The sequence below is a fragment of the Caballeronia sp. LZ032 genome (assembly GCF_031451315.1).
GTDB lineage: Bacteria > Pseudomonadota > Gammaproteobacteria > Burkholderiales > Burkholderiaceae > Caballeronia.
Genome location: NZ_JARUXP010000002.1, coordinates 531,866 through 558,474, shown reverse-complemented (window position 1 = coordinate 558,474; position 26,609 = coordinate 531,866). Strand labels below are relative to the sequence as shown.

At 66.5% G+C, this 26,609-nt stretch carries 24 protein-coding genes; 14 read left to right on the top strand and 10 right to left on the bottom strand.

Annotated features, from left to right (window positions below; translation table 11 throughout):
- Window positions 1-12 precede the first annotated feature (12 nt).
- Entirely contained in the window at window positions 13-768 is a 756-nt protein-coding gene (locus tag QCE69_RS18000) for a GntR family transcriptional regulator (RefSeq protein ID WP_309921086.1), read from the top strand.
- A gap of 15 nt (window positions 769-783) precedes the next feature.
- Here the strand turns inward: QCE69_RS18000 and QCE69_RS17995 are convergent, their stop codons facing one another.
- The gene (locus tag QCE69_RS17995) at window positions 784-1,527 is read right to left on the bottom strand and encodes a GntR family transcriptional regulator (protein WP_309791185.1); all 744 of its coding nucleotides are present in this window, start codon (window positions 1,525-1,527) and stop codon (window positions 784-786) included.
- Between the two features lie 30 nt (window positions 1,528-1,557).
- Window positions 1,558-3,195, bottom strand: a complete 1,638-nt coding sequence (locus QCE69_RS17990) for a GMC family oxidoreductase N-terminal domain-containing protein (protein ID WP_309921082.1) — start codon at window positions 3,193-3,195, stop codon at window positions 1,558-1,560.
- 138 nt (window positions 3,196-3,333) lie between these two features.
- Here QCE69_RS17990 and QCE69_RS17985 point away from each other — a divergent pair, with 138 nt between their 5' ends.
- From QCE69_RS17985 to QCE69_RS17975, 3 genes are read left to right on the top strand one after another with little or no spacing between them, the layout of a single operon-like run.
- A complete protein-coding gene (locus tag QCE69_RS17985; protein WP_309921079.1) occupies window positions 3,334-4,512 on the top strand; it encodes a mandelate racemase/muconate lactonizing enzyme family protein in 1,179 nt (392 codons plus the stop codon).
- Between the two features lie 39 nt (window positions 4,513-4,551).
- Window positions 4,552-5,934 (top strand): MFS transporter, encoded by a 1,383-nt coding sequence (locus tag QCE69_RS17980; RefSeq protein ID WP_309921076.1) that lies wholly within the window; start codon window positions 4,552-4,554, stop codon window positions 5,932-5,934.
- Between the two features lie 15 nt (window positions 5,935-5,949).
- Complete coding sequence (locus QCE69_RS17975) at window positions 5,950-7,398, top strand: NAD-dependent succinate-semialdehyde dehydrogenase (RefSeq protein ID WP_309932134.1); 1,449 nt, start codon at window positions 5,950-5,952, stop codon at window positions 7,396-7,398.
- A 30-nt stretch (window positions 7,399-7,428) separates the two neighbouring features.
- On the opposite strand, the gene QCE69_RS17970 is transcribed toward QCE69_RS17975, so the two are convergent.
- From QCE69_RS17970 to QCE69_RS17950, 5 genes are all read right to left on the bottom strand, one after another.
- Window positions 7,429-7,680: a hypothetical protein gene (locus QCE69_RS17970; protein WP_309932133.1), complete on the bottom strand. Its 252-nt coding sequence runs from the start codon at window positions 7,678-7,680 to the stop codon at window positions 7,429-7,431.
- Window positions 7,681-7,784: 104 nt separating this feature from the next.
- On the bottom strand, window positions 7,785-8,924 hold the full coding sequence (locus QCE69_RS17965; RefSeq protein ID WP_409021210.1) for a porin: 1,140 nt from the start codon (window positions 8,922-8,924) through the stop codon (window positions 7,785-7,787).
- Window positions 8,925-9,150: 226 nt separating this feature from the next.
- Window positions 9,151-10,689 (bottom strand): tripartite tricarboxylate transporter permease, encoded by a 1,539-nt coding sequence (locus QCE69_RS17960; RefSeq protein WP_309921063.1) that lies wholly within the window; start codon window positions 10,687-10,689, stop codon window positions 9,151-9,153.
- A 3-nt stretch (window positions 10,690-10,692) separates the two neighbouring features.
- The gene (locus tag QCE69_RS17955; RefSeq protein WP_309922877.1) at window positions 10,693-11,100 is read right to left on the bottom strand and encodes a tripartite tricarboxylate transporter TctB family protein; all 408 of its coding nucleotides are present in this window, start codon (window positions 11,098-11,100) and stop codon (window positions 10,693-10,695) included.
- 176 nt (window positions 11,101-11,276) lie between these two features.
- Entirely contained in the window at window positions 11,277-11,609 is a 333-nt protein-coding gene (locus QCE69_RS17950) for a carboxymuconolactone decarboxylase family protein (RefSeq protein WP_309791174.1), read from the bottom strand.
- Window positions 11,610-11,793: 184 nt separating this feature from the next.
- On the opposite strand from QCE69_RS17950, the gene QCE69_RS17945 reads away from it, so the two are divergent.
- The 10 genes from QCE69_RS17945 (at window position 11,794) to QCE69_RS17900 (ending at window position 22,604) form a co-directional block, all read left to right on the top strand.
- On the top strand, window positions 11,794-13,257 hold the full coding sequence (locus QCE69_RS17945) for an FAD-binding oxidoreductase (protein ID WP_309932132.1): 1,464 nt from the start codon (window positions 11,794-11,796) through the stop codon (window positions 13,255-13,257).
- Between the two features lie 12 nt (window positions 13,258-13,269).
- Window positions 13,270-14,634 carry an adenylosuccinate lyase gene (gene purB / locus QCE69_RS17940; RefSeq protein ID WP_309932131.1) on the top strand — a complete coding sequence of 455 codons (1,365 nt, stop codon included), beginning with the start codon at window positions 13,270-13,272 and terminating at the stop codon, window positions 14,632-14,634.
- 17 nt (window positions 14,635-14,651) lie between these two features.
- Window positions 14,652-15,629 carry a LysR family transcriptional regulator gene (locus QCE69_RS17935; RefSeq protein WP_309921058.1) on the top strand — a complete coding sequence of 326 codons (978 nt, stop codon included), beginning with the start codon at window positions 14,652-14,654 and terminating at the stop codon, window positions 15,627-15,629.
- A gap of 81 nt (window positions 15,630-15,710) precedes the next feature.
- On the top strand, window positions 15,711-16,682 hold the full coding sequence (locus tag QCE69_RS17930; protein ID WP_309921056.1) for a tripartite tricarboxylate transporter substrate binding protein: 972 nt from the start codon (window positions 15,711-15,713) through the stop codon (window positions 16,680-16,682).
- A gap of 46 nt (window positions 16,683-16,728) precedes the next feature.
- Complete coding sequence (locus QCE69_RS17925; protein WP_309932130.1) at window positions 16,729-17,727, top strand: tripartite tricarboxylate transporter substrate binding protein; 999 nt, start codon at window positions 16,729-16,731, stop codon at window positions 17,725-17,727.
- A 52-nt stretch (window positions 17,728-17,779) separates the two neighbouring features.
- Window positions 17,780-18,643, top strand: a complete 864-nt coding sequence (locus QCE69_RS17920; protein WP_309932129.1) for a sulfurtransferase — start codon at window positions 17,780-17,782, stop codon at window positions 18,641-18,643.
- A 16-nt stretch (window positions 18,644-18,659) separates the two neighbouring features.
- Window positions 18,660-19,664 carry a D-2-hydroxyacid dehydrogenase family protein gene (locus tag QCE69_RS17915; protein ID WP_309932128.1) on the top strand — a complete coding sequence of 335 codons (1,005 nt, stop codon included), beginning with the start codon at window positions 18,660-18,662 and terminating at the stop codon, window positions 19,662-19,664.
- A gap of 43 nt (window positions 19,665-19,707) precedes the next feature.
- The gene (locus QCE69_RS17910) at window positions 19,708-21,090 is read left to right on the top strand and encodes an MmgE/PrpD family protein (RefSeq protein ID WP_309932127.1); all 1,383 of its coding nucleotides are present in this window, start codon (window positions 19,708-19,710) and stop codon (window positions 21,088-21,090) included.
- 7 nt (window positions 21,091-21,097) lie between these two features.
- A complete protein-coding gene (locus tag QCE69_RS17905; RefSeq protein ID WP_309921043.1) occupies window positions 21,098-21,817 on the top strand; it encodes an MBL fold metallo-hydrolase in 720 nt (239 codons plus the stop codon).
- Between the two features lie 4 nt (window positions 21,818-21,821).
- Complete coding sequence (locus QCE69_RS17900) at window positions 21,822-22,604, top strand: sulfite exporter TauE/SafE family protein (RefSeq protein WP_309921040.1); 783 nt, start codon at window positions 21,822-21,824, stop codon at window positions 22,602-22,604.
- Between the two features lie 7 nt (window positions 22,605-22,611).
- Here the strand turns inward: QCE69_RS17900 and QCE69_RS17895 are convergent, their stop codons facing one another.
- The 3 genes from QCE69_RS17895 to QCE69_RS17885 form a co-directional block, all read right to left on the bottom strand.
- Entirely contained in the window at window positions 22,612-23,571 is a 960-nt protein-coding gene (locus QCE69_RS17895; RefSeq protein ID WP_309921037.1) for a formylglycine-generating enzyme family protein, read from the bottom strand.
- Window positions 23,568-25,196: an arylsulfatase gene (locus tag QCE69_RS17890; RefSeq protein ID WP_309921034.1), complete on the bottom strand. Its 1,629-nt coding sequence runs from the start codon at window positions 25,194-25,196 to the stop codon at window positions 23,568-23,570. Before QCE69_RS17890 ends, QCE69_RS17895 begins: the two co-directional genes overlap by 4 nt.
- Window positions 25,197-25,268: 72 nt before the next feature.
- Window positions 25,269-26,543 carry an MFS transporter gene (locus QCE69_RS17885; protein WP_309921032.1) on the bottom strand — a complete coding sequence of 425 codons (1,275 nt, stop codon included), beginning with the start codon at window positions 26,541-26,543 and terminating at the stop codon, window positions 25,269-25,271.
- Between the last annotated feature and the right edge of the window lie 66 nt (window positions 26,544-26,609).

Genomic DNA, 26,609 nt, shown 5'->3' with positions numbered 1-26,609 from the left:
GAGGGAGGCGCGATGAGCACGGTCATGGGCATGCCGGTCGGTCCGGGCGGTACGCGGTACAAGGAAGTCAAGGAAGCAATGCTGGCCGCGCTCACCGCACAGGAATGGAAAGGCGGCGAGGTGATTCCATCCGAGAAGAAGCTGGCGGAGCGCTTCGGCGTGTCGATCGGCACCTTGCGCAAGGCAATCGACGAGCTATGCGCCGAGAACATCCTGATCCGGCATCAAGGGCTGGGCACCTTCGTCGCGCAGCATCGGCGTGACCGGCATTTCTTCCGCTATTTCCGCGTGGCGCGGCGCGATGGCGACCGCGCCTATCCCGTGGTGACGCTGGTCAACTTCAAGCGCGCGAAGACGCCGCCGGCGGTGGCCGCGCGGCTGGGCATCGCCGAAGGGACGCGGCTGTTCGTGTTCACGAACGCGCTCGCGCTGCATGACAAGGTCGTGGTGGTGGACACGGTCATGCTGCCGGAAACCAAGTTCCCCGGCCTGACCGAAAGCATGTTGCGCGAACGGCCGAACACGCTCTACAACTTCTATCAGGATGCGTTCGGCATCAACGTGACCAGCACGGATGAACGCCTGCGGGTCGCGCGCGCGAGCGAGCTGGAAGGCAAGCTGCTCGAACTCGAAGCGGGCGCGCCCGTGCTGGAAGTGGAGCGCGTGGCCTACTCGATCAACCAGAAGCCGGTTGAGTATCGGATCACGCACATCAACACGGACGAGTACGAGTATCTGGCGGGAGGGGCGCGGAATGGGGAGAGTTGATCGGACGGGGGCCCGTCACTTCTTCTTGACGAGCGTTCCGCCCAGATCCATCTCGAGGCGCACCACGTCGCCGCGATAGACGACATCGGCGTAATAGATCACCACGCCGTCACGGTCATTGAACACGCGCTCCACGCGCGCAATGGGCGATTCAGCAGGCACGCGCAACAGCCGCGCGGTTTCCGCGTCGGCGCTCCCGATCGTCAGGGTCTGATGCGCCTTCGCAATGGGACACGGCTTCAGATCCATCAGCAGCGGAATGACCGTTTGCGAGCGAAAGCGCTCGGGTGACTTGGAGAAAATGCGCTCGTCCAGATAGAGCGAGATGACGCAGTACGGCGCCCCCTCTGTGGAATGCACGCGCTTCATGTGCGTGTACGCGGGCGCGAGCGCGCCGAGCGAAGCGCCCACCGCCGGCGCGCGGCTGTTCTCGTCCACCGTGAGCAGCTCCGGCGTGGTCGAACGGTACATCTCCGCGAGTTCCTGCAGGTTGGTCACGACCTGCACCGGCTTGATGGAGGGCGCTGCCGCCGACACGAACGTGCCGCGTCCGCGCTGCGGCGTCAGCGCGCCTTCGGTCATCAACATCTGCACGGCCTGCCGCGCGGTCACGCGCGCGACATCGAACTCGTCGGCGATCTGTTCGAGCGTCGGGATCAGTTGCCCCTGCTGCCAGACGCCGCGCGCGATGCGGTCGCGCAGCGCATCGGCGATCTGAAGGTACAGCGGAATGGGACTGGCCAGCGAGGCACGTGTCATTGTCAGCATGTCTGGACTATAGAGCCTCTACTATAGTGCCTCGGCAAGCGCGGGCGCCGCGATGCGTCCCTGTACGAGCGCCGCGCCCTTCTCGCCGATCATGATCGCGGCCGCGTTCGTATTGGTCGAGATCATGTTGGGCATCACCGACGCATCGATCACACGCAGCCGGTTCACGCCACGCACACGCAGTTCGGCATCGACGACTGACCGGTCGTCGGAACCCATGCGGCAGGTGCCGACCGGATGGAACACCGTGCCGCCCTTCTGCCGCGCAAACGCCTCCAGTTCCGCGTCGCCGCGCAGACCCGCGCCCGGCAGATGTTCCTCGCCGGTCACGAGCGAACGGAAGGTCGGCTGATCGTAGATCTCGCGCAAAATCTTCAACCCCGCCACGAGCGTCTTCACGTCCTTCGTCTCGCGCAGATAGTTTGCGTGGATGAGCGGCGGCGCGAACGGATCGCCGCTGCGCAAACCGACGGTGCCCGACGATTCCGGGCGGCATTGGGTCGCCGAAGCGGAGAATCCCGAGAAGCCGTGCAGCGGGTCGCCAGGCTTGTCGACCGAAAGCGGCATCACGTTGAACAGGACATCGGGACGGCCGCGTTCGGCATGCTCGGTCGCGACGAGCCCGCCCACCTGCCCCGCGCCGACCGTCAACGGGCCGCGCTTGCCGAATAACCACTGCGCGCCCATGCCCGCGAGCTTGAACGGATTGCGCACGTCGTCGTTCAGGGACATGCGGTGCTTGAGCTTGACGATGACGCGCGCCTGATAGTGATCGCGCAGATTGCGTCCGACTTCGGGCGCATGCACGCGCGCGCCGATGCCATGCTGTCGGAGCAGCGCCGCATCGCCGATACCCGACAGTTGCAGCAGTTGCGGCGATTGCAGCGCGCCCGCCGCGAGCAGCGTCTCCTGACTCGCGCGCGCCTGATGCGCGACGCCGTCGAGCACATATTCGACGCCCACTGCATCGTCGCCTTCGAAGAGCACGCGCGTCACATGCACGCCCGTCTTCACGGTGAGATTCGGGCGCTGCCGGACCGGATGCAAAAACGCCGTCGCCGCGCTGCAGCGCCAATGTCCCGCGATGGTCAGTTGATACGGCCCGAGCCCGTCATCCTTCTCGCCGTTGAAGTCTTGCGTGCGCGAAAAGCCTGCTTCCTCGCCCGCACGCAGCCATGCGTCGCAGTAGGGATGATCGTTGCGCAGGTCCGAGACCCCCAGCTCGCCCGAGGCGCCGTGATATACCGTCTCGCCGCCCGCGTACTTCTCCGAGCGCTTGAATAATGGCAGCACGTCGCGATACGACCAGCCGTGTGCGCCGAGCGCGTCCCAGTCGTCGTAATCGGCGCGCTGTCCACGGATATACAGCAAGCCGTTGATCGCGCTGGATCCGCCGAGCACGCGCCCGCGCGGCCAGACGATGGGCCGCATGCCCGTGGTGGCTTCCGGCTCGACTGCGAATTGCCAGGAAAAGCGCGTGTCGTAGATGCTCCGGAAGTAACCGACCGGCAGCTTCAGCCAGAAGTGACGGTCATGCCCGCCGGCCTCCAGCAGCAATACCCGGCACGCCGGATCCGCGGACAGCCGGTTGGCCAATACGCATCCCGCCGATCCCGCGCCGACGATCACATAGTCATAAGCGTCCTGTTTGTTCTGCATGGCGTGTCTCCTGTTGCTCTGATTGTGAACCGGTGGCCCTTGCGGGAAAGCCCGCATCGATACCGATTGCAAAATTCTAAAACATGGTAGTACTATAAACCATACTTTCTAACTTGAAAAATCATCAGGAGGCAGGCAATGACCGAAACGCGACGCGGAGCGTTTCCACGGCTGGATCCGCATGGCATCGAGCCGGTGAGCATCGCGCGGGTGGAAGCGTTCGTGTTCCGCGCCCCGATTGCGACGCCGGTGCGCACCTCCTTCGGCACGATGACGGACCGCCCCGCCGTGTTCGTGCGCATCACGGATTCGGACGGTGTTCAGGGTTTCGGCGAAGTCTGGTGCAATTTCCCGTCGGTGGGCGCGGAGCATCGGGCGCGTCTGGTGGAGTCCGTGTTCGCGCCGATGCTCGTCGAGCATCCGGTCGTGCATCCCGTCGATACCTTCCACATGCTCACGCAGCGCACCGAAGTCCTCGCGCTGCAATCCGGCGAGCCGGGACCGTTCGCGCAGGCCATCGCCGGCCTCGATCTGGCGCTGTGGGATCTGTGGGCCCGCAAGGCGCAGTTGCCGCTGTGGCGTCTGCTCGGCGGCGCATCCGGCGACATCGAGGTGTATGCCAGCGGCCTGAATCCGGTTGGCGCGGAAGCGCTGGTGCGCGAGAAAGCCGCTGAAGGTTATCGCTCGTTCAAGCTGAAGGTCGGTTTCGGGCGCGAGCGCGATCTGGGCAATCTGGCGCGCCTGCGCGAGATCATCGGCGAGCATTGCACGCTGCAAGTCGATGCCAACCAGGCATGGGACCTGCCTGCCGCGATCGAGATGGCGCATGCCTTTGCGCCGTTCGATCTGGGCTGGCTTGAAGAGCCGCTGCGCTGCAACCGTCCGGTGGCCGAATGGCGCGCGCTGCTCGAGCAATCGCCGGTGCCGATTGCAGGCGGCGAGAATCTCGCTGACGCGCAGAGCTTCGCGATGCACATCGAGCAACGCGCCTACGACGTCGTGCAGCCCGACGCCGCCAAGTGGGGCGGCGTTTCCGGCTGCTGGCCGGTGATCCAGGCGACGCGCGCGGCGGGCCTGCGCTACTGTCCGCACTATCTCGGCGGCGGCCTTGGGCTGCTGGCTTCGGCGCACCTGCTGGCGGCGGCGGGCGGCGACGGCATGCTCGAAGTCGACGCCAATCCCAATCCGTTGCGCACCTTGCTGTGCGGGCCGATTGCCCAGCCACACGACGGGCGCGTGGCGCTCGGCGAATTACCCGGCATCGGTTTCGTGCCGCCGCTCGACGAACTGGCGGCACAGTTCAAGCAAGCGTCATAAACAAACACATCAGACGTGGACAGACAGGAGACACAGGACATGGACAGGTTGGTCGTCAAATCGGCGCAGGACATTGAGCGCTTCGTGGATGCGCACCCTTCGGACAAGCGCACGCTCTTGCTCACGCTGGTCGCACTCGGCGGCATCTTCGTGGATGCCTACGACTTCGCGAGCCTGGGCGTCGGCATCGTGCAGTTGCGGCAGGCGTTCCATCTCACGCCGGCGGAAGTCGGCCTCATCACCGCGATCATGGCGCTGGGCGCGTGTCTGGGCGGAATCGTCGGCGGGCGTTACATCGACCGGATCGGGCGCTTCAAGATTCTCATCATCAACGTGGCGCTGCTGGTGGTGGCGGCCATCGGCGCGGCGCTCTCGACCAGCTTCGAAATGCTGCTGGCGTTCCGTCTGCTGATGGGCATCGGCGTCGGTCTCGACTTTCCGGTGGCGCTGTCCTATGTCGCCGAGATCGTCAACAAGAAGTCGAAGACGGCAAGCGTCGGCGCATGGCAGGTCATGTGGTACGTCGCGGCATCGTGCAGCGGTCTCGTTATCCTGCCATTCGACACCGCCATGTTCGGCGATCATCTGTGGCGCTTCGCGATTGGCTTCGGCGCGATTCCGGCGCTGATCATCCTGCTGGCGCGCTACTTCTTCGCCGATGAAAGCCCGCGCTGGGCCGCGCACAATCTGCCGCTGGACCAGGCCGCGAGGATTCTCGAGAAGACCTACAACATTCGCGTCGATCTGCAGCCGTCGGGCTTCGCGGAGAAACGCGAGGCGAAGCAGAGCCTGTCAGCGCTGTTCCAGGGCAAGTATCTGCCGCGCACCATTCTCGCTTCGGCTGTGTGCATCACGCAGGCCATCGAATACTTCTCGGTGGGCTTCAACATCCCGTCGATGTCGCAGGCCATCTTCGGCAACTCCATGGAAAACGCCATTCTCGGCGCCGTGTGCTTCAACGTGTTCGGCATCATCGGCGCGGCGCTCGGCGCGAAGTATTCGGGAAGAGTCGGCGTACGGCGCATGTCGATGCTCGGCTACTGCATCGTCGCGCTGAGCCTGCTCCTGTTCGGCACGATGCATGCGCATCTGAGCCCGTACGTCATGGCGCTGCTGCTCGCCACGATGATCTTCGGCCATTCGATCGGACCGGGACAGGGCATGACGCTCGCAACGCTCTCCTACCCAACCGAACTGCGCGGGCTCGGCTCCGGCTGGGGCCAGGGCATGGCGCGCGGCGGCAGCATCTTCGGCTTCTTCCTGTTTCCGATCATCATGGCGTCGGCGGGCATGGCCACTACGTTGCTGTACATCTCGGTGGTGCCGGTCATCGGGCTCGTGATCGCGCTGATGATCAACTGGGATCCGATCTACGAAGACACTCATGCGGCGCCCAAGGCAGTCTCGGCGTCGCGTACTTAAGGAGACATTCAGGCCATGGCAGCACACCAACCGAATCGCGCGTATTCCGACACGCTGCTTCACATTGGCGGCGCCTGGTGCACAGGCGGTCGCACGCGGCCGGTCGTCAATCCGGCGACGGAGGACATCATCGGCAGCGTCGTGCTCGCGGAAGAGCGGGAACTGGAGGACGCGGTGCGCGCGGCGCAGCACGGCTTCGCAGTCTGGCGCAAGACCGCCGCGTTCGAACGCAGCAAGCTGATGCGCCAGGCCGCTCACAACGTGCGGTCGTGGGCGGAAGCCATCGCCGTGGCGATGACGATGGAGCAAGGCAAGCCGCTCGCGGAAGCGCGTCTGGAGACGCTCGCCGCCGCTGACACCATCGAGTGGTTCGCGGAAGAAGCGCGCCGCACCTACGGCCGCGTGATCCCGGCGCGCGCCGGCGGCGTCACGCAGATCGTCACGCGCGAGCCGGTGGGCATCGTCGCCGCCTTCACGCCGTGGAATTTCCCGCTCAACCAGGCGGTGCGCAAGGTATCGGCGGCGCTGGCGGCGGGTTGCTCGATCATCCTCAAGGGACCCGAGGAAACGCCCGCGAGCTGCGCGGCGCTGGTGCAGGCTTTTGTCGATGCCGGTTTGCCCGAAGGCGTTCTCAATCTCGTCTTCGGCGTGCCGGCGGACGTGTCGAGCTACCTGATCGCCCATCCCGCGGTCGCGAAGATTTCGTTCACAGGGTCGACGCAGGTCGGCAAGTTGCTTGCGTCGATGGCGGGTCAGCACATGAAGCGCGCGACGATGGAACTGGGCGGTCATGCGCCGGCCATCGTCTTCGCCGACGCCGACCTGCCGCGCGCGGCGAAGCTGCTCGCCGCCGCCAAGTTCCGCAACGCCGGACAGGTGTGCATTTCGCCGACGCGCTTTCTCGTCGAAGAGAAGGCATGCGAGGCCTTCACGCAGCATTTCGTCGCGGCAGCGCGTGCGCTCGAAACCGGCGACGGTCTGCATGAAGGCGTGCAGATGGGACCGCTCGCGAATGCGCGGCGCGTCGAAGCAATGGAGCGGCTGGTAGCCGATGCCCTTGCCCACGGCGCGAAGCTGGCGCTCGGCGGACATCGTCCGGAGAGGCGCGGCTTTTTCTTCGAGCCGACCGTGCTGACCGGCGTGCCGCTCGCGGCGCGTGTGATGAACGAGGAACCGTTCGGTCCCATCGCGCCGATCGTCTCGTTCCGCACCTGCGATGAAGTCATCGCGGAAGCGAACCGCCTGCCCGTGGGGCTGGCGGCGTATGCTTACAGCGGCGCGGCCGGCACGCTCGCCGCGCTGTCGCGTGATATCGAAAGCGGCATGATCTCGCTGAACCATCACGGACTCGGCCTGCCGGAAACGCCGTTCGGCGGCGTGAAGGAATCCGGCTACGGGTCGGAAGGCGGCACCGAAGCGATGGAAGCGTATCTCGTCACGAAGTTCGTATCGCAGATGGCTTAGTGGAAAGGGACGCTTCGGAGCGGAGGCCTCTCAGTCCAGGCGATCCGCTCGCGCCAGATGTCTGGCGTGAGCCTGCCGGATCGCAGCATCGAAATCGGGCTCGGTGGCGAGGTGCCGATGGTTCACGCTGACGAGCCAGCCCTCACTGGAACGGCACCAGCGAATGCGGCCTTCCTGACAGGCCAGACAGAACCAGCGCCATAGCTCGGCGTCGCCCCGATTCGCGCGTCTGGCCGCTTCGGTCCGCACTCCGTCTTCGCGCTGCTGCATCAAGGTCGGCACGTCCGCGCCCTCTTCGACACACGATATTGGCGCGCTTCATCGAGCGGCGAAACGCGCAGTTTCCTTGCGGCGACACCTGGCGTGCCGGGTGTCGCCGCCCTTCATCAGAACCGCTGCCGCATCCCGATGACAAAGCCCGTCTGGTCATACCCCGCCGCAACGGTCTTGTAACCGCCCACGCCGAGCGCCGAATTGCCTTCGTTATGCGCATATCCGGCGGTGGCGTAGATATCCGTGCGCTTGGACAGCACGTAGTCCGCGCGCAGCACGAGCAGCCACGGATCCGCATCCGAAGAATTCACATCCTGCAGATAGCCCGCCGCGCTGACGAAGAACGCCGGTGTCACGGCGTAGCGGCCGCCCAGCCAGTACATGTTCGCCGAGCTTGCATCGGAGCCGTTCGCCAGCGCAATCGGGCTCGCGGGCAGGAACTGGCGCGACGCCTGCAAATATCGATAGCCCGCGAACGCCTTCAGCGCACCGATCTCATAGCTCAGCGCGGCCGTCGCGCGCCGCTCGCGGGCCGTGTTGGTCGTCACCGTATTGCTGTTGCGCTGCTCGTACGACACGCTGGCGCCCAGCGGTCCCGCGCCATAGGTCAGCGAACCGCCGAAGTAGCGCCCCGTCAGTTGCGCGCCGGGGACTTCAGCGCCGTAGCCGGTGTCGTAGCGCGTGCTGTACATCGCGGCTGCCTTGAACGCGCCGAAGCTGCCGAGATACTTCACCGAGTTGTCCGCGCGCGCCGACATCGCGTAGTCCACCGACAGCGCCGAATAGCGCGACGACACCGCCATCGGATCGAAGGCGATGGCCTGGTCGTACAGCAGCGTGTTCTGGCGGCCCAGCGTCACGCGCTGTCCTTTCGTCGCGATGCCGACCCACGCCTGCCGGCCGAACAGCCGCGTCGTGGTCGCGGCGTTCGCGCCGATACCCTTGGTGGATTGCGCCGTTGCGCCGTCGTTGATGTTGAAGCCGTCTTCGAGCGTGAACACGGCCTTGACGCCGCCGCCGAGATCCTCGACGCCCTTCAGCCCCCAGCGCGATCCCGACGAATTGCCAGACACCACGCGCGTCTGCGCGCCGCCCGCCGACGTGTTGTTGACGTGTTCCACGCCTGCATCGACGATCCCGTACAGCGTCACGCTGCTCTGCGCATGCGCGCCTGCGGCGCAGAGCAGCGCGCCTGTCATTGCCGTGATGCGCAGCGCCCCCGTGGGTCGTCGATTGTTCGTTGTGGTGTGCATCCAGGTGTCTCCGTTGTGGTCGTTGGCAAGAGAGCGCCTCGCGCGGCGCGGGATCGGGCGGGCAAAGGGAAGTCATCGGGAGATGACGAGACGAGACGGCGCGCACACCGGTTCGGGAACCGGCGCGGGTCGTTCGGATGGCGATGGAATATCCGTCCCGATGCGCAACGCATCGGGCGGCAAGGGCCGGCGCCGCCTCATGACGCGGCGGCCCGGCCCGGAGAGGTCAGCTCGTCGTGCGCAATTGCGCCGTCTGCTGACGCTGCCTGCGCTCACGGTGCATGGCGCGCATGCCGAGCCACACCTGCACGAGAATCAGCACGGCGCTGATGCCCATGAACACCGCGCTGATCGGATGCTCGACGAACACCAGCAGGTCGCCGCGCGAGAGCAGCAGCGCGCGGCGGAAGTTCTCTTCCACCATCGGTCCGAGCACATAGCCGAGCAGGATCGGCGCCACCGGGAACTTGAGCGACGCGAAGATCGCGCCCGCAACGCCGAACACCAGCACCTCGCCGATCTCGAACAGGCTGTTGTTGGTGCTGTACACGCCGATCGCAATGAAGAACAGCGCAGCCGGATACAGGAAGCGATACGGCACGCGCAGCAGACGCACCCACACGCCGATCAGCGGCACATTCAGGATCACCAGCAGCACGTTGCCGATCCAGAAGCTCGCGATGAGCCCCCAGAACAGATCGGCATGTTCGGTGATGAGACGCGGGCCCGGCTGGATGCCGTGAATCAGCAGCGCGCCGAGAATCAGCGCCATGGTGGCGTCGCCGGGAATGCCGAGACTCATGGTCGGGATGAAGTCGACCTGCGTCTTCGAATGCGCGGCCGCTTCGGGACTTGCGACGCCCGCGATCATCCCCGTGCCGAACTTCTCCGGATTGCGCGATACCTTGCGCTCCAGCGTATAGGCGATGAAGGTCGTGATGGTCGGGCCGGTGCCGGGCATCGCGCCGAACAGCGTGCCGATGAACGTGCCGCGCAGCAGCGGGAAGAACGCCTCGCGCAACTCCGCGCGGCTCGGCCGCATGTCGCGCAAACGGATGCGGGTCTTGCCGCCCACCGCCTGGATGCGGTTCACGCTGCGCAGGAACTCCGCCACGCCGAAGATGCCCAGTGCGAGCGCCACCAGCTCCACCTTGTCCGACAGCTCCACCATGCCGAAGGTAAAGCGCGAGATGCCGGTGTTGACATCGGTGCCGGCCACGCCCACCAGCAGTCCGACGGACGTCATCGCCACGCCCTTGAGCGCCGAGCCGCGGCTCATCGTGGCGCCGGCCAGCAGGCCGAGCAGCATGATCGCGAAGATCTCGGTCGGACCGAACTTGAAGGCCATCTGCACGAGCAGCGGCGAAGCGAAGATCATCACGATGATGCCGAACGACGCCGCGAAGAACGACGCCACCATCGTGATGCCAAGCGCGGTCCCGCCGCGGCCCTGCTTGGCGAGCGGATAACCGTCGAGACAGGTGACGGCATGCGGCGGATGGCACGGCAGGTTCAGCAGGATTGCGCCGATTGCGCCGCCATACTGCGAGCCGTAGAAGATGCCGGCCAGCATCAGCACGGCGGGCACCGGGCCCATCGAATAGGTGAGCGGCAGAAGAATGGAAATGGCCGAGAGCGCGCCCATGCCGGGCAACACGCCGATCAGGTTGCCGACCAGCACGCCGACAAACGACCACATCAGGTTGTGCATCTCCAGCGCGACGCCGAAGCCATGCCACAGATCAGCCAGCGATTGTCCGATCATGGCTCAACTCCACTGGAACAGCGGCAGTTGCACTTGCAGCAACCACCAGAACACCACGACCGCGACCACGCACATGGCGGCCGCGAGCAGGAAGGCATCGCGCAGGTTGTTCTTGCGGTCGCCGAGCGCGGCGATGAACACCGTCGCGAAAGTGGCGGGCACGAGGCCGCCGTGATTGCCGAGCACGATGAACGCAACGATGCCGAGCAGAATGCAGATCCAGCCGCGCCATTCGGGCTTCTGCCTGTCGCCGGCCGGTTCGACGGCCACGCTGGTCAGCGCGATGCCCAGCCCCGACAGCGCCATGATCGCGCCGACCGCCACCGGGAAAAAGCCCGGCCCCATTTCGCGCAGGCTGCCGATGTCGTAGCTCGAGCCTTTGAAGATCGCGCCCAGGCCGAGCAGAATCATCAGCCCGCCCGCGTAATAGTCGCGTCGCTGCGTCGACGCTGCCGGATGCTGTTCAACCACGTCTGTCTCCTTTCATGTCCGTCTGTGCCGACGGCATTGCGCGCCGTGCGCGCCCGCTGGCTATCGATCAGGAACGCGGCTGGCGCGTCCCGATCGATGCCGGTTTCGCGCCGCTCTCAGGCAGCGTCGAAGAACTTCATGGCGAGGCCGCCGTGCGCCGCGGCTGCGCCCGCGCACAGTGCCGCCGACAGCAGGATGGCTTCGCTCATTTCTTCCTTCGTCATGCCCGCGGCCTTGCCCTTCTTCGCGTGCGATTCGATGCAGTATGGGCAGCCCGTGGCGTGCGCGACGGCAATGGCGATCAGCTCGCGGTACTTCAGCGGAATCGCACCGTCTTCGCGGCCGACGATGTTGTTCAGGTTCGCCCACGCCTTGAACTCTTCCGGCGCGGCCTTGGCCATGCCCATGCGGTGCGCGCTGTCTTCCTTGTCGTAGTAATGGGATGTCATCTCGATGCTCCTGGTTTCTTATGGTGGAGGGATTGTGCGATTCAGGTCACGCTGCGGTGAGCCGCGATCACGATGACTGATTATCTACAAATTAGATGAACATGCAATAGATTATTCCGATAGTGGCTAATCACCGGAAGTTGGGATATCGTTCGGTCATCGTCGAACCAACCGAGTGGCCCTGATGCTTCGTGACCCGCACGCCGAAACTTCCTCAACTTCCACCGCGGACGCCTTCCTGAGCGGGCTGCGTGAGATCGTCGGCCCGCAGGGCGTCGTCACTGAAGCCGCTGACCTCGAACGTTACGAGCGCGACTGGCGCGGCAATTTCCCGGGCCGCGCGCGCGCCGTGGTGCGTCCGTCGACGACCGGACAGGTCGCGGCGGTCGTGCGTTTGTGTGCGGCCGAGCGCGTGCCGGTGGTGCCGCAGGGCGGCAATACGGGGCTGGCGGGCGGATCGTCGCCGGACGAGTCGGGCCGCGAAGTGGTGTTGAGCCTTACGCGCATGAACCGCGTGCGCAGCGTGTCGCTGGAAGATCACGCGATGATCGTCGAGGCCGGCTGCATCCTGCAGAACGTGCAGGAAGAAGCGGCGCGCCACAACCGGCTGTTTCCGCTGTCGCTGGCGGCCGAGGGCAGCGCGACCATCGGCGGGAATCTGGCGAGCAATGCCGGCGGCGAACAGGTGCTGCGCTACGGCAATGCGCGCGATCTCACGCTGGGCCTCGAAGTCGTCCTGCCCGACGGCCGCATCTGGAACGGCCTCTCGCCGCTGCGCAAGGACAACACGGGCTACGACCTCAAGCATCTTTTCATCGGCAGCGAAGGCACGCTCGGCGTCATCACGGCGGCGTCGCTGAAGCTGTTTCCGCTGCCGCGCCAGCAGGCCACCGCATGGCTCGGGCTCGACACGCCGCAACAGGCCATCGACGTGCTGGTGCTGCTGCGCGAAACGCTCGGCGATTGCGTGACCTCCTTCGAACTGATCGGCAGCAAGACGCTGGAACAGGTGCTCGCGCATATCGAGAACACGCGCGCCCCGCTGACGGAGGCAACGCCCTGGTCGGTGCTCGTCGAGGTCTCGGAAGCCGCGCGCGACGCGCAACTGGCCGAACGCTTCGAAGCCGCGCTCGGCGATGCCTTCGAACGCGGCCTCGTGCGCGACGTGATGATCGCGCAGTCGTCGGAACAGGCGCATGCGCTGTGGCATATCCGCGATCACGTGCCGGAGGCGCAGCGCCGCGACGGCCCGTCGATCAAGCACGACCTGTCGGTGCCGATCTCGCAGATTCCGCGCTTCATCGAGGAAACCGGCGCCGCGCTCGAAGCGGCGTTTCCCGGCATCCGCCTGATCACCTTCGGTCATGTCGGCGACGGCAACCTGCACTACAACCAGAGCAAGCCCGCCGGCCAGAGCGACGCCGACTTTCGCGCGCAGATCGAACGGGTGCATGAGATCGTGCATGAACAGGTCGCGAAGATGAGCGGCTCGATCTCGGCGGAACACGGCATCGGCCGCCTCAAGCAGGACGCGTTGATGCACTACAAGGACCCGGTCGCCCTCGACCTGATGACGCGCGTGAAGCGCGCCTTCGACCCCGACACTCTGTTCAATCCGGGCCGCATGCTGCCCGCCGACAAAAAGTAAAAGGAGATATCCATGAGCGTTTCCGTATTCGACATGCTTGCGCTGCAACATCTGTGGAGCAGCGAAAAGCTGCGGCAAATCTATTCGGAGGAACAGCGCATCCAGAAGTGGCTCGACTTCGAAGCCGCGCTCGCCAATGCGCAGGCGGCGCTGGGCATCATTCCGAAGGCGGCGGCGCAGGCCATCACGGAGAACGCGAAGGTCGAGAAGATCGACATTCCGCTGATGGCGAGCGAGATCCGCCGCATCAAGCATTCGCTCGTGCCGCTGCTCAAACAGTTGCAGGCCCACGCCGGCAAGGAAGGCGAATGGGTGCATTACGGCGCGACCACGCAGGACGTGCTCGATACCGGCACGATCCTGCAACTGAAGGACGCGCACCAGGTGTTCATGCACGAGTTGCGCGCCATCGGCCGGGAACTGGCGCGTCTCGCGAAGCAGCATCGCGATACGGTGATGGTCGGCCGCACGCACGGCGTCCAGGCGCTGCCCATCACCTTCGGCCACAAATGTGCAATCTGGCTCGACGAAGTGTCGCGCCACTATCAGCGCATGGAGGAATGCGAGAAGCGCGTGTTCGTCGGCATGCTGATCGGCGCCGTGGGCACGCAGGCCTCGCTCGGACCGCAGGCGCGCGAAGTGGAAACGCGCACGCTCGAAGCCCTCGGCCTCGCCGTGCCGACCATCAGCTGGGGCCCGTCGCGCGACCGCGTCACCGAATACGCGAACCTGCTGGCGATGATCGGCGCGACGATGTCGAAGATCGGCAACGAGCTGTTCAACATGCAGCGCAACGAGTTCGGCGAAGTGGAAGAACAGTTCTCCGACGGCAAGCTGGCCTCCTCCACGATGCCGCACAAGCGCAATCCGACCGCTGCCGAGAACATCGCCGGGCTGTCGCGCGCGCTGCGCTACAACGCCGCGATGATGACCGAGGCGATGGTGCAGGAGCACGAGCGCGACGGCATCGCGTGGAAGACCGAATGGAAGGCGCTGCCGGAATGCTGCCTGATCTCCGGCGCGCTGCTGGAACAGACCACGAAGCTGCTGGCCGGCCTGCGTGTCGATGCGGACGCGATGTCGCACAATCTCGACAAGATGCGCGGCTATCTGCTGACCGAGCGCGTGATGATCGAGCTGGGCGAGCGCGTCGGCAAGCAGACGGCGCACCATTGGCTGTATGAAGCGTCGATGCACGGCATCGCCAACAAGCTCGATTTCGCCGATGCCATGCGCACCCACGAAGGCCTCGCGAAGGTGCTCGAGGAGAACGACATCGTGCGCCTGACCGATCCGGCCGGCTATCTCGGCCAGACCGGCGCGAGCATCGACCGGACGCTCGCCGCTCAGGAAGCGGCGGGCTGGATGAACGACTGACTCCACCTTTTTTCGGCATGAAACTCGAAGACATCAATGCATTCGTGGCGGTGGTCCGCTATGAATCCGTCACCGGCGCCGCGGAGGCGCTGCTGACGCGCCAGCCGCTCATCAGCCGGCGCGTGCAGAACCTCGAGCGCGATCTCGGCGTGGAACTGCTCGACCGCCATACCAAGCCGCCCCGGCCCACGCCGCTCGGCCGCCGCGTGTATGAGCGCTGCGAGGCGGTGCTGCGCGAAGTGGCGTCGATCGACGATCTGGTGCGGGGCGACTCGCCGCCGGGCGGGACGCTGCGCGTCGGGGTGTCGGAGGTGATTGCCGAACTCGCGCTGCTCGACGCCATGCCCCGGCAGATGGAAGAGACGCCGGGGCTGTCCATCCAGATTTCGTCGGGCTGGAGCACGGACGTGATCGCGCGCCTCAAGGCCGATGAACTCGACGGCGCCATCGTCGTGTTGCCGGGCTCGACCCAGTTCGACCCGGGCCTGAGCGCCACGCGCCTGGGCGAGCTGCACATGGTGGTGGTGGCGCGCAAGGGCGCAATGCCGGCGCACACGCTGCATCTCGCCGATCTCGGCGGCATGGGCTGGGTGCTGAATCCCGAAGGCTGCGGCTTCCGCGACGGCCTCTTCAGCGCGTTCCGCGAGCGCGGCATGCCGTTGCAGGTGAACGTGGGCGCGTTCGGCGCGGAGCAGAAGCTGGGACTCGTCGCGCATGGCGTGGGCCTCGGCTTCGTGCCGGACTGCATGCTGGCCGCGAGCGCCTATGCGGACGATCTCGAAGCCGTCGATCTCGACGACTTCTCGCCGCGTCCGTGCATCTGGCGCGTCGTGCCGGCGCATGCGGAGCGCTCGGCCGCGCAGGTCGAACGTTTCGGCGATGCCGTGGTGCAGGCGCTCGAAAAGCTCGCCGCCGACACCGCGCCAACGCTCCCGCGCCGTCCGGCTCGTTCCAGCGCCGTGCGCGCGCGCAGCGGCGCCGAGCCGCGCAAATAAATCCAGGGGCTGTGCAGAAAAGCGGCGTGCGTGCCGGTCGCGCGCCGCTCTGACAAAACTAACCGGAAGGAGACGACTCGCATGAAACTCACCCGCCTGCTCGGCGCAATCGGCCTCGCCTGTTGCGCGATCCTGCCGGTCACCAGCCACGCCGACGATAGCTATCCGACGCAAACCATCCGCCTCGTGGTCGGCTTTCCGCCGGGCGGCGGCGGCGACCTCTACGGCCGCGCGCTCGCGGCGGCGCTCGCCCCGATCCTGCATCAGACCGTGATCGTCGACAACCGGCCCGGCGCGGGCGGCATCATCGCGGCGGAGACGGTCGCGCACGCGAAGCCGGACGGCTACACGCTGCTGCTCGCGATGAGCGGCAACCTCGCGACCGCGCCCGCCATCCGCAAGCGGCTGCCGTACAAGGTGCCCGAGAGCTTCGCGCCCATCGCGCTGGTGGCCGAGGCGCCGCAGGGGCTGATGGTGTCGGCGAAATCGAAATACCACACGCTCGCCGATTTCATCAGCGCGGCCAAGGGCGGCAAGCTGAGCTATGCATCGACGGGCACCGGCTCCGCCGCGCAGCTCGGCATGGAAATGTTCAAGCAGGCCGCGGGCGTGGACGTGCTGCACGTGCCGTACAAGGGCTCGGGCCCGGCGATCAACGACCTGATCAGCGGCCGCGTCGATGCGTTCTTCGCCACCTATCCGCCGCTCGCCGGCCAGATCAAGGGCGGCCAGTTGCGCCTGCTGGCGAGCACGGCCGAGAAGCGCAACGCGCAGATGCCGGACGTGCCGACGATGAAGGAAGCCGGCGTCAACATGACGCTGACCCAGTGGTACGGCCTCGCGGCGCCTGCGGGCACGCCCGCGCCGGTCGTCGCGAAGCTCGAACAGGCGACCATGCAGGCCCTCGCCGCGCCGACGGTCAAGGAACTGTTCGACCGCGAAGGCGTGGTTCCGGGCACGCTCACCGGCGACGCGTTCTCGAAGTACATCGTCGAGGACATCGGCCGCTATCGGCAGACCGTGCAGAAGGGGCACATGCAGTTGTTGCAATGACGCGGCGCGCTTGCGGTGCAGGCCATCGATAACAACGGAGACAAGCATGCGTTCAACCCGAAATGCGAAGAACGAGGTTCCGGCGCGTCTGCTGCGCGCTGTGTCGGCCTGTGTGCTGGGCCTGGGCATCGGCGTGGCGGCCATGCCTGCGGCGCACGCAGGCGGCTATCCGGACGGCCCGATCAAGCTGCTGGTCGGCTTTCCGCCGGGCGGCGGCGGCGATACGTACGCGCGCATCGTCGCCACGGCGCTCTCGAAGAGTCTCGACAATCCCGTCGTGGTCGAGAACCGTCCCGGCGCGGGCGGCGACATCGCGGCGGATATCGTCGCTCACGCGAAGCCCGACGGCTACACGCTGCTGCTCGCGATGAGCGGCAACTTTTCGGTCGCACCGGTGGTGCATCCGGACCTGCGCTACAAGGTGCCGGGCAGCTTCGCGCCCATTTCGATGGTGGTCGAAACGCCCTTCGGCCTGCTGGTCAGCGCGAAGTCGAAATACAAGACGATCCAGGACTACGTGGCCGCGGCCAAGGGCGGCAAGCTCACTTACGCGTCCACCGGCACGGGCGGCGCGGCGCAATCGACGATGGAGATTTTCAAGAAGAAGGCGGGCCTCGACATCCTCAACGTGCCCTTCACCGGCTCGGGCCCGGCGACCACCGCGCTGCTCGGCGGCCAGGTGGACAGCTTCTTCGCGCCTTATACGCCGCTCGCCGGGCAACTGACCGACGACGGCATGCGCCTGCTCGCGACCAGCGGCGCGCAGCGCAATCCCGCTTATCCGGACGTGCCGACCTTCCGCGAACTCGGCTGGGCCGTGGGCACGACGCAATGGTACGGCGTCGCCGCACCGGCCGGCACGCCGCCCGACGTGGTCGCGAAGCTGAACCAGAACATCCAGCAGCTTCTCAAGCAGCCCGACGTCGCGAAGCAACTGACGATGAACGGCGCGGTGCTGACCAACACCTCGGGCGACGCCTTCGCGAAGTTCATCGAAAGCGATATCGCGGATTACCGCGCCGTGGTCAAGCCGTTCAATCATTGAGCGCGCCGCGAGCGAGACCTTCAACTTCATTCTTTCAAGCAACAGGAACCCCATGCGCTTCGACACGCTGATTTCCCCCGAACAACTCGCCGCGCTGCTCGCCGATGGTTCGGCCAACGTGCTGGTCTGCGATTGCAGCTTCGACCTGACCAACCCGGACGCGGGTCTCGCGAGCTATCGCGAAGCGCACGTGCCGGGCGCGGTGCATCTGCATCTGGAAAGCGAACTGAGCGGCCCGAAGACCGGCCAGAATGGCCGTCATCCGCTGCCGTCCGTCGAGGCCTTCGCCGCCGCGATGGCGCGCGCCGGCGCGAACGACGCCACGCAGATCGTCTGCTACGACAGCGCGGCCGGCATGTACGCGGCGCGTCTGTGGTGGCTGGCGCGCTGGGCCGGTCATCGCGATGTCGCGGTGCTCGACGGCGGCCTGCCTGCCTGGCGCGGCGTGGGTCACGCGGTGGAAAGCGGCGAGCGCACGGCGTCCGCGCCGGGCAGCTTCACGGTCCGCACGCCGCTCGTCACGACGGTCGATTTCGACGCCGTGCGCGCCAATATCGACAGCGGTGAGCGCGTGGTGCTCGACGCCCGCGCGGCCGACCGCTATCGCGGCGAGAACGAAACGCTCGATGCCGTGGGCGGCCATATTCCGAAGGCGCGCAACCGCTTCTTCCGCGACAACCTCGACGCCGGCGGCCGCTTCAAGCCGGCGGATACGCTGCGTGAGGAGATCGGCGCGATTGCCGGCACGACCGACGGCGCGGTGTTGATCGGCCAGTGCGGTTCCGGCGTGACCGCCTGTCACAACCTGCTGGCGATGGAGATCGCGGGCATTCGCGGCGCGGCGCTCTACCCGGGCTCGTGGAGCGAGTGGAGTTCGCGCCAGGGCGCGCCGGTCGCTACCGGCGCACAGGCGTAACCGGCGCGCGGCCGCGATGAAGATCGCCATCCTCGACGACCATCAGGACGCCGTCCGCAAGCTCGACTGCTTCCGGCTGCTCGACGGTCACGATGTCCAGGTGTTGCACGACACCATCAAGGACCTCGACACGCTGGCCGCGCGCATCGCCGATGCAGAAGTGCTGGTGCTGATCCGCGAACGCACGCCGGTGCCGCGCGCACTGCTGGAGCAGCTGCCGAACCTGCGCTTCATCGCGCAGACCGGCAAGGCGAGCGCGCATATCGACCTGGACGCGGCGACGGAGTTCGGCATTCCCGTGACCGAGAGCCGCTTCTCCGGCGTCGCCACGGCGGAACTCGTGTGGGGGCTGATTCTCGCGGCGGCGCGGCGCATTCCGCAATACGCGGCGAACCTGAAGGCGGGCGTCTGGCAGCGCAGCGGCCTTGAAGACGATGCGACGCCTTACGGCCACGGTCTCGGCGTCGCGCTGGAGCATCGCACGCTCGGCATCTGGGGTTATGGGCGCATCGGCCGGCGTCTGGCGCAGTACGCGACGGCCTTCGGCATGCGCGTGCTGGTGTGGAGCCGGCCGGAGTCGCTCGCGCTCGCGGCGGAACACGGTCATGAACTTGCCGCCGACGCGCACGACCTCTTCACCCGATCCGACGTGCTGACCTTGCAGGTGCGCCAGAACGACGCCACGCGCGGCACCGTCACGCTGGATCATCTGCTGGCGATGAAGCGCGACGCGCTCTTCGTCAACACGAGCCGCGCGGGCCTGGTGCAGCCGGGCGCGCTCGCCGAAGCGCTGGCGCGCGGGCGGCCGGGCCTTGCCGCACTCGATGTCTTCGACGAGGAACCCGCGCTGCGCGATGCCTTCGTGCAGATGCCCAACGTCGTCTGCACGCCGCATCTCGGCTATGTGCAGAAAGAAAACTACGAAACGCTCTTCGATGCGGCGTTTCGCGACGTGCTCGCCTGGCAGGCCGGGACGCCGCGCAACCTCGTCAATCCGGCGGCATTCGGGCGACGGCACTGAACCGCCGGCCGCCATCCAGTCACAGCATTCCACGGAGACCCTCATGAGCGAAGCTTCGAGCGCCCGCTACCCTCTCACACGCGAACTTGCCGAGACCTGTCTCGCACGCGCCCGCGACCCGCTGCCGGCTGAAGTCATCGAGATCGCGAAGCACTCGCTGCTCGACTGGCTCGGCACGCTGACTTCCGGCTGGGCGGATCCTTCGGTGGGCATGCTCGAAGCCGAGATTCGCGCGGAAGAAGCCGCGCCGCGCGCGACGCTGCTCGGCAGCGGCGCGCGGACCAGCGTGCGCAACGCGGCGCTGGTCAACGGCATGGCTTCGCACGTGCTCGATTTCGACGACGTGCATCTCGGTTCGCGCGTGCATCCGTCGGTGCCGCTGTGGTCGGCGATTCTCGCGATCGGCGAACGCGACGGCCTGCCCGGTCAGCGCGCCCTCGCCGCCTTCGTCGCGGGCGTGGAGATGCAGAGCCGCATCGCGCTCGTGATGGGCGAGGAACACTACAAGCGCGGCTGGCACAACACCGCGACCTTCGGCATGTTCGGCGCGGCGCTCGCCAGCGCGACGCTGCTCGATCTCACGCCCGCGCAGACGCAGCACGCGCTGGGCATTGCCGCGACGCAATCGGCCGGGCTGCGCGCGGCGTTCGGCACCATGTGCAAGCCGCTGCATGCGGGCCACGCGGCCGCGAGCGGCGTGCTCGCCGCGAGTCTCGCGAAGCGCGGCTTCACCAGCCAGACCGACATGCTCGAATGCGAGGCCGGTTTCATCGAGCTGTACGCCAGCGCGCGCGACCACGACGCGATTGCACGCGCGCTCGCCAACGCGCCGGACTATCAGGCGCGCACGATTCTGTTCAAGTACAACGCGTCGTGCTACGGCACGCAGGGTTCGATCGAAGCGTCCAAGCTGTTGAGAGAACAACTGGGCGCGCGCCTCGACGACATCGAGCGCATCGAGATCCGCGTCGAGCCGCAATATCTCTCGGTGTGCTGCATTCCATCGCCGACGAACGGACTCGAAGCGAAGTTCAGCATCGCGCAGATGGTTGCGCTGACGCTGGCGGGCTGGAGCACCGTCGATGCCGCATCGTACGGCCCCGCCGCGCTCGACGACGCGCAGGTCGGCCGGCTGCGCCGGCTCGTGACGATCACGCCCAATCCGCAGCAGCCGCGCGCGAGCGCCGATGTCGCGATCGTGCTGAAGGACGGCACGCGCCTCGAACAGCACGTCAACACGAGCCGCCCCGAACAGGATCTCGCCCGACAGGAACGCAACCTGAGCGCGAAGGCCGGTTCGCTGCTGGGCGAGCGGCTGGAGGCGGCACAGGTGGACGGCATCGTGAAGAGCGTGCTGGGCTTCGAAAAGGTCGGGAACGTCGGCGACTTCATCGCGCGCTTCGCCCAGGCGCTACGCAAGGATTGAGCACGCCATGATCTTCCGACAACTCTTCGACAGCGCCTCCTGCACCTACACCTATCTGCTCGCGTCGCGGCCGGGCGGCGAGGCGCTGATCATCGATCCCGTGAAGGAGAAGCTCGACCAGTACCTGCAACTGATCGAGGAACTCGGCGTGGAACTCGTGCATGCCATCGACACGCATACGCACGCCGACCACATCACCGCGCTTGGCGACCTGCGCGACGTGCTGGATTGCACGACGATCATGGGCGAACGCACGCGCGCCGAATGCGTGACGCGCCATGTGCGCGACGGCGAGCGCATCGACGTGGACGGCATCACGCTGGGCGCGCTCTACACGCCCGGCCATACCGATGAGTCGTTCAGCTTCGTGCTGCAGCCGGACGCGCCGCGCGCCGTGTTCACCGGCGACGTGCTGCTGATCCGCGGCAGCGGCCGCACCGACTTCCAGGGCGGCGACGCGCGCCGTTCGTGGGACTCCATCGTCAACCGGCTGTTCCGCCTGCCCGAGCCTACGATCGTCTATCCGGCGCACGACTACAAGGGCATGAGCGCGTCGAGCATCGGCGAGGAACAGCGCTGGAATCCGCGCATCGCGGGCAAGACCGAGGACGAGTATGCGCGCATCATGGCGTCGCTCGACCTGCCCTATCCGAAGATGATGGACGTGGCCGTGCCCGCGAACCTGACCTGCGGCCAGCCCGCGTCCACACCGCGACGGCAGGGCTGAACGCATGCCCGCACCGTCTCTCATCCAGATCCTTCTTGCTTTGCTGTGCGGCGGTTTCGTGAGTTTCATGCTCGGCATGATCGGCGGCGGCGGGTCCATCCTCGCCATTCCGCTGCTGCTTTATGTGGTCGGCCTGCACAACGCGCATGCGGCCATCGGCACGGCGGCGCTCGCGGTGGCCGCGAGCGCTTATCTCAACATGATCCCGCATGCGCGCGCCGGACGCGTGCGCTGGGACGCGGCCTTTACCTTCGCGGCGAGCGGCGTGCTCGGCGCGGCGCTGGGTTCGACGCTCGGCAAGCTCGTCGACGGGCACCGTCTGCTCGACTACTTCGCCATTCTCATGTGCATCGTGGCCGTGCTGATGCTGCGCAGCACTCCCGCCGACGCCGACGACACGCGCGCCGGCACCTCGCGACGCTATCCGCAGCTGTGCGGCACGGGGCTGGGCGCGGGCGGACTGTCGGGCTTCTTCGGCATCGGCGGCGGCTTCCTGATCGTGCCGGGACTGATGTTCGCCGCGCAGATGCAGATTGTGGAGGCCATCGGCACCTCGCTGTTCGCGGTCGGCACCTTCGGCCTCACCACCGCGATCAACTATTCGATCTCCGGCGACGTCGACTGGCCCGTGGCCGCGGTGTTCGTGCTCGGCGGCACGGTCGGCGGCTGGATGGGGGCGCGCGCGGCCGGACGGCTCGCGCATCGGCGCGGCACGCTCAACCGCGTGTTCGCCGGGGTGATCGTGCTGGTGGCGGGCTACATGCTGATGCATGCGTCGCAGGGGTGACGGACTTCTACCGATGCGCGATCCTGAACCCGATATTGCTCGCCGACGTCCCCGGCACATTCGAACTGCGCGCCGCAACGCGATAGCGGTTGCAGTACGAATCGTGGCAGAGGAATGAGCCGCCGCGCATCGAGCGCCTGCCCGTAGGTGTATCGAAGCGCGGATCGCGTGCAGCGGTCGCGACGTGATAGTCCGGTGCGTACCAGTCGGCGCACCATTCCCAGACATTGCCGCACATGTTGTAGAAGCCGAGACCGTTCGGCTCGAAGGCATCGACGGCCAGCGGACCGGCATTCCATCCGGGCGCGGTGGAATGCGGGAAATCGCCCTGCCAGATGTTGCAGCGGGGCCGCCCGTCCGGTTCGAGTTCGTCGCCCCAGGGATAGCGCTTGCCTTCGAGACCGCCGCGCGCGGCGAATTCCCATTCGGCTTCGGTCGGCAGGCGGCCGCCTTTCCAGGCGCAGTAGGCGTGCGCATCGTCCCACGACATATGCACCACCGGATGCCGCGCCCGGTCGCGAATGTGCGAGCCAGGCCCTTCAGGACGCTGCCAGCAGGCGCCTTCGACATCCAGCCACCAGTGCAGGCCCGGCGCCACGCGACGCATCCCGGCGCGCCGTGCTTCCGGCACCTGAAGATAGAACACGAACGACGTGCCGAGCTGCTCGGCGGTGGTGATGTAGCCCGTCGCCCGCACGAACGCGCTGAACTCGCCGTTCGTCACGGTGGTCGCCGCGAGCGCGAAGTCACTGACGCGCACGCGGCGTGCGGGGCCTTCGCCATCGTCGGCAAAACCTTCGGCGAGATCGGTGCCCATCTCGAACTCGCCGCCGCGAACTTGCACCCACGCATCGGGCTCGCCAGTCCGCGCGATGTCCTGCGCTTGCGACTCCACGTGAACAGCACGCTGCGGCGTGCAGCAAGCCCGCTTCGTGCCGCCCTCGTGCAAGCCCGGCGTCTCCATCATTTGTCCTCTTCCTTTTCCCAGAACGCAGGCTCGTCCTGCTCCGCCATCAGCGCCAGGATCTTCTCGCGCGGAATCACGCCGCAGCGCGCGGCCCATTCGTCGTAGCGCGCCGCCATGTCCTTCACGCGATCCGGATGCTGCCCGGCGAGGTCGTTCAGTTCGGTGCGATCCGCGTCCATGTCATAGAGCTCCCACGGATTCGGATAGCGCCGCACCAGCTTCCACGTACCGATGCGCACCGCCGCGTTGCCTTCGTGCTCCCAGAACATCGGCGGGCGGGCTTCCCCGCCCTTCTGCTCGAACGACGCCCGCAGCGAGTGACCCTCCAGCGGCGCGATGGCGTTGCCGCCATGCTGCTGCGGATAGTCGGTGCGGGTGATGTCGAGCACCGTCGCCATGACGTCGGGCAGATAGCCCGGCGAGTGACGGATCTCGCCCTTCGCCTCGATGCCGTCCGGCCAGTGCACGATGAACGGCGTCGAAATACCGCCTTCGTGAATCCAGTGCTTGTAGAGCCGGAACGGCGCGTTCGACAGATTCGCCCAGGCCGTGCCATAGCTCTGGTATGTGTCCTCGCCGCCCGGCATCAGCGCCGGGTTATTGCCGAACTGGACTTCGGCGCCCTTGCGCGTATGCGATTTGGCGATCTTGAGATTGTTGACGAGATCATCGACCGTGACGCCTTCCGGAATGTCCTCGGCGCACGCGCCGTTGTCCGACAGAAAGATGATCACGGTGTTGTCGAGTTGCCCGGCGCGCTCCAGCGCCGCGACGATACGCCCGATGCCCTGATCCATCCGGTCGATCTGCGCCGCATACACCTCCATGCAGCGCAGGCGCCAGGCCTTGTGATCCGCTTCGCTCCATTCGGGCTGCGTCGGGTCGCGGTCGCTGAGACGCCAGATGTCGCGCAGGATGCCGTCATCGACGAGCCGCTTCAGGCGCTCCTCACGCAGCGCGTCCCAGCCTGCGTCGAAGCGGCCCTTGTACTTGGCGATGTCTTCCTCATGCGCATGCAGCGGCCAATGCGGCGCCGTGTACGCGACGTACTGGAAGAACGGCGTGCCGGCATGCTCGGCGACATGCTGCTCGATGAACGAGACCGCTTCGTCGCTAATGGCATCGGTATAGAAGAAGTCGTCCTGCTCCTTCGCCTCGTGCTCGATATTGGTGTTGCCGCGCGTGAGCGTGTTCGGATCGTAGAAGCTGCCCGCGCCGATGATCGTGCCGAAGAATTCGTCGAAGCCGCGCTGCATCGGCCAGGTGTCGCTGGGTTCGTCGAGGCTGCTCGCCACATGCCATTTGCCGCTCATGTAGGTGCGATAGCCGTTGGTCTTCAGCACTTCCGGAATGGTCACGCACTGCTTGTTGAGATTGCCCGCATAGCCTTCGGGACCGTAGTCGTAGGTCAGCACGCCGATGCCCGTCTGATGCGGATGCAGGCCCGTCAGCAAGGACGCGCGCGACGGGCTGCAGCGCGCGGTGTTATAGAACTGCGAGTAGCGCAAGCCGTTGCGGGCAAGCCGGTCGAGGTTCGGGGTCTCGATTTCTCCGCCATAGCAGCCGATGTCGGAGTAGCCCATGTCGTCGTTGAGAATCAGGATGATGTTCGGTTTGCTTGCCATGCTGGTCCCGGTGCCAAAAATGAATGAAGGTGCGCGGGTTCGTCGATCCCCGCGCCGAAGTCGCAATGCCGTTCAGGTCTGTGAGTTCAGGTTGGTCTTCAGCGTGCCGTGCGCGTCGCGTTGCGGTTCATGCGCGAACCACACGAAGACGGCAGCGACGATCAGCGAGACCGGCAGCGCGAGAATGGCGCTCTGCAAACCGAGTTCCTGCGCCAGGATACCGCCCGACAGCGGCCCCAGCACCGCGCCGACTTCGCCGCCGAACAGCGCCACGCCGAAGGCCGTGCCGGCAAGACGCGGATCGGTCGAATCCATCACCAGTGCGATGGCCGTGGAGATATACGCGCCGAACACGCCGCCGAGCACCATCAGCGTGAACAGCATCGGTGCGCTTTGCGCCTGCGTAAAGCCCCACAGACAGATGGCCGACACCGGCGTGAGCAGGCTGATGGTGCGCTTGCGGCCGATGCGGTCCGCGAGGAAGCCGCTCAGCACGAGGCCGATCGACACGCCGCCGAACAGCGTCGCCGACATCAGTCCGCCGTTGAGGAAGGACATGTGATGCACCTTGATCGCATACGCCGGGACCCAGGTGGCGGCCATCCAGAAGGTGAAGTTGTAGAGCCCGTGCATGACGAAGACGACCCACACGTTGCGCATGCGGATGACGTCGCGGATGCGCGCGCCGCCCTTCTCGATATGCAGCGCGACGGCTTCGTCGTGGCCCGGCGTCTCGGTGCGCGGACGCTCCTTGATGCGGCGCATGAACAGGACGCCCGACAGCAGCGTGATGACGCCGCAGATCGGCCAGACCGCGCGCCAGCCCATGTGCGCGCCGACGACGGTCGCCGCCGCGATGCCGGCCAGCGTGCCCAGGCTGTAGCCCGTCTCCCAGATGGCCAGCGCACGGCCGCGCTGCTTGTACGGGAAGCTCTCGCTGACCCAGGCGGCGGCAGCCGGATACTGGAGCCCTTCGAAGATGCCGGTCATCACGCGCACGGCGGCGAAGGACTTGACGCCGGTAACGAGACCGGTGAGACAGGTGGCCGCGCCGAAGCCGAACACGGAGAGCACGGTCATCGGCTTGCGGCCGTAGCGGTCCGCGAGCAGGCCGCCGAAGAAGGTCGAGAGATAGCCGACGAAGAAGAACGATACGAGGCCGCCCGCCGTCGCATAGGAGATGCCGAACTCCGCGATGATGAGCGGCAGCAACGGGCCGATGAGACCGCGGTCCGCGAAGTTGAGCAGCCACGTGAACCAGTTCCAGAACAGGACACGCCGCGCGTAGCCGGGCCAGTCGGGCCCTTGTCTGTACACCACCTGTCCGAGTTGCGTGCGCTCCTGCATGGCGCGGTCTCCTTGTGTTTGCCGTAGCGGGCGCAATGGACGCACCCGGATTTTGAGATACAAGGC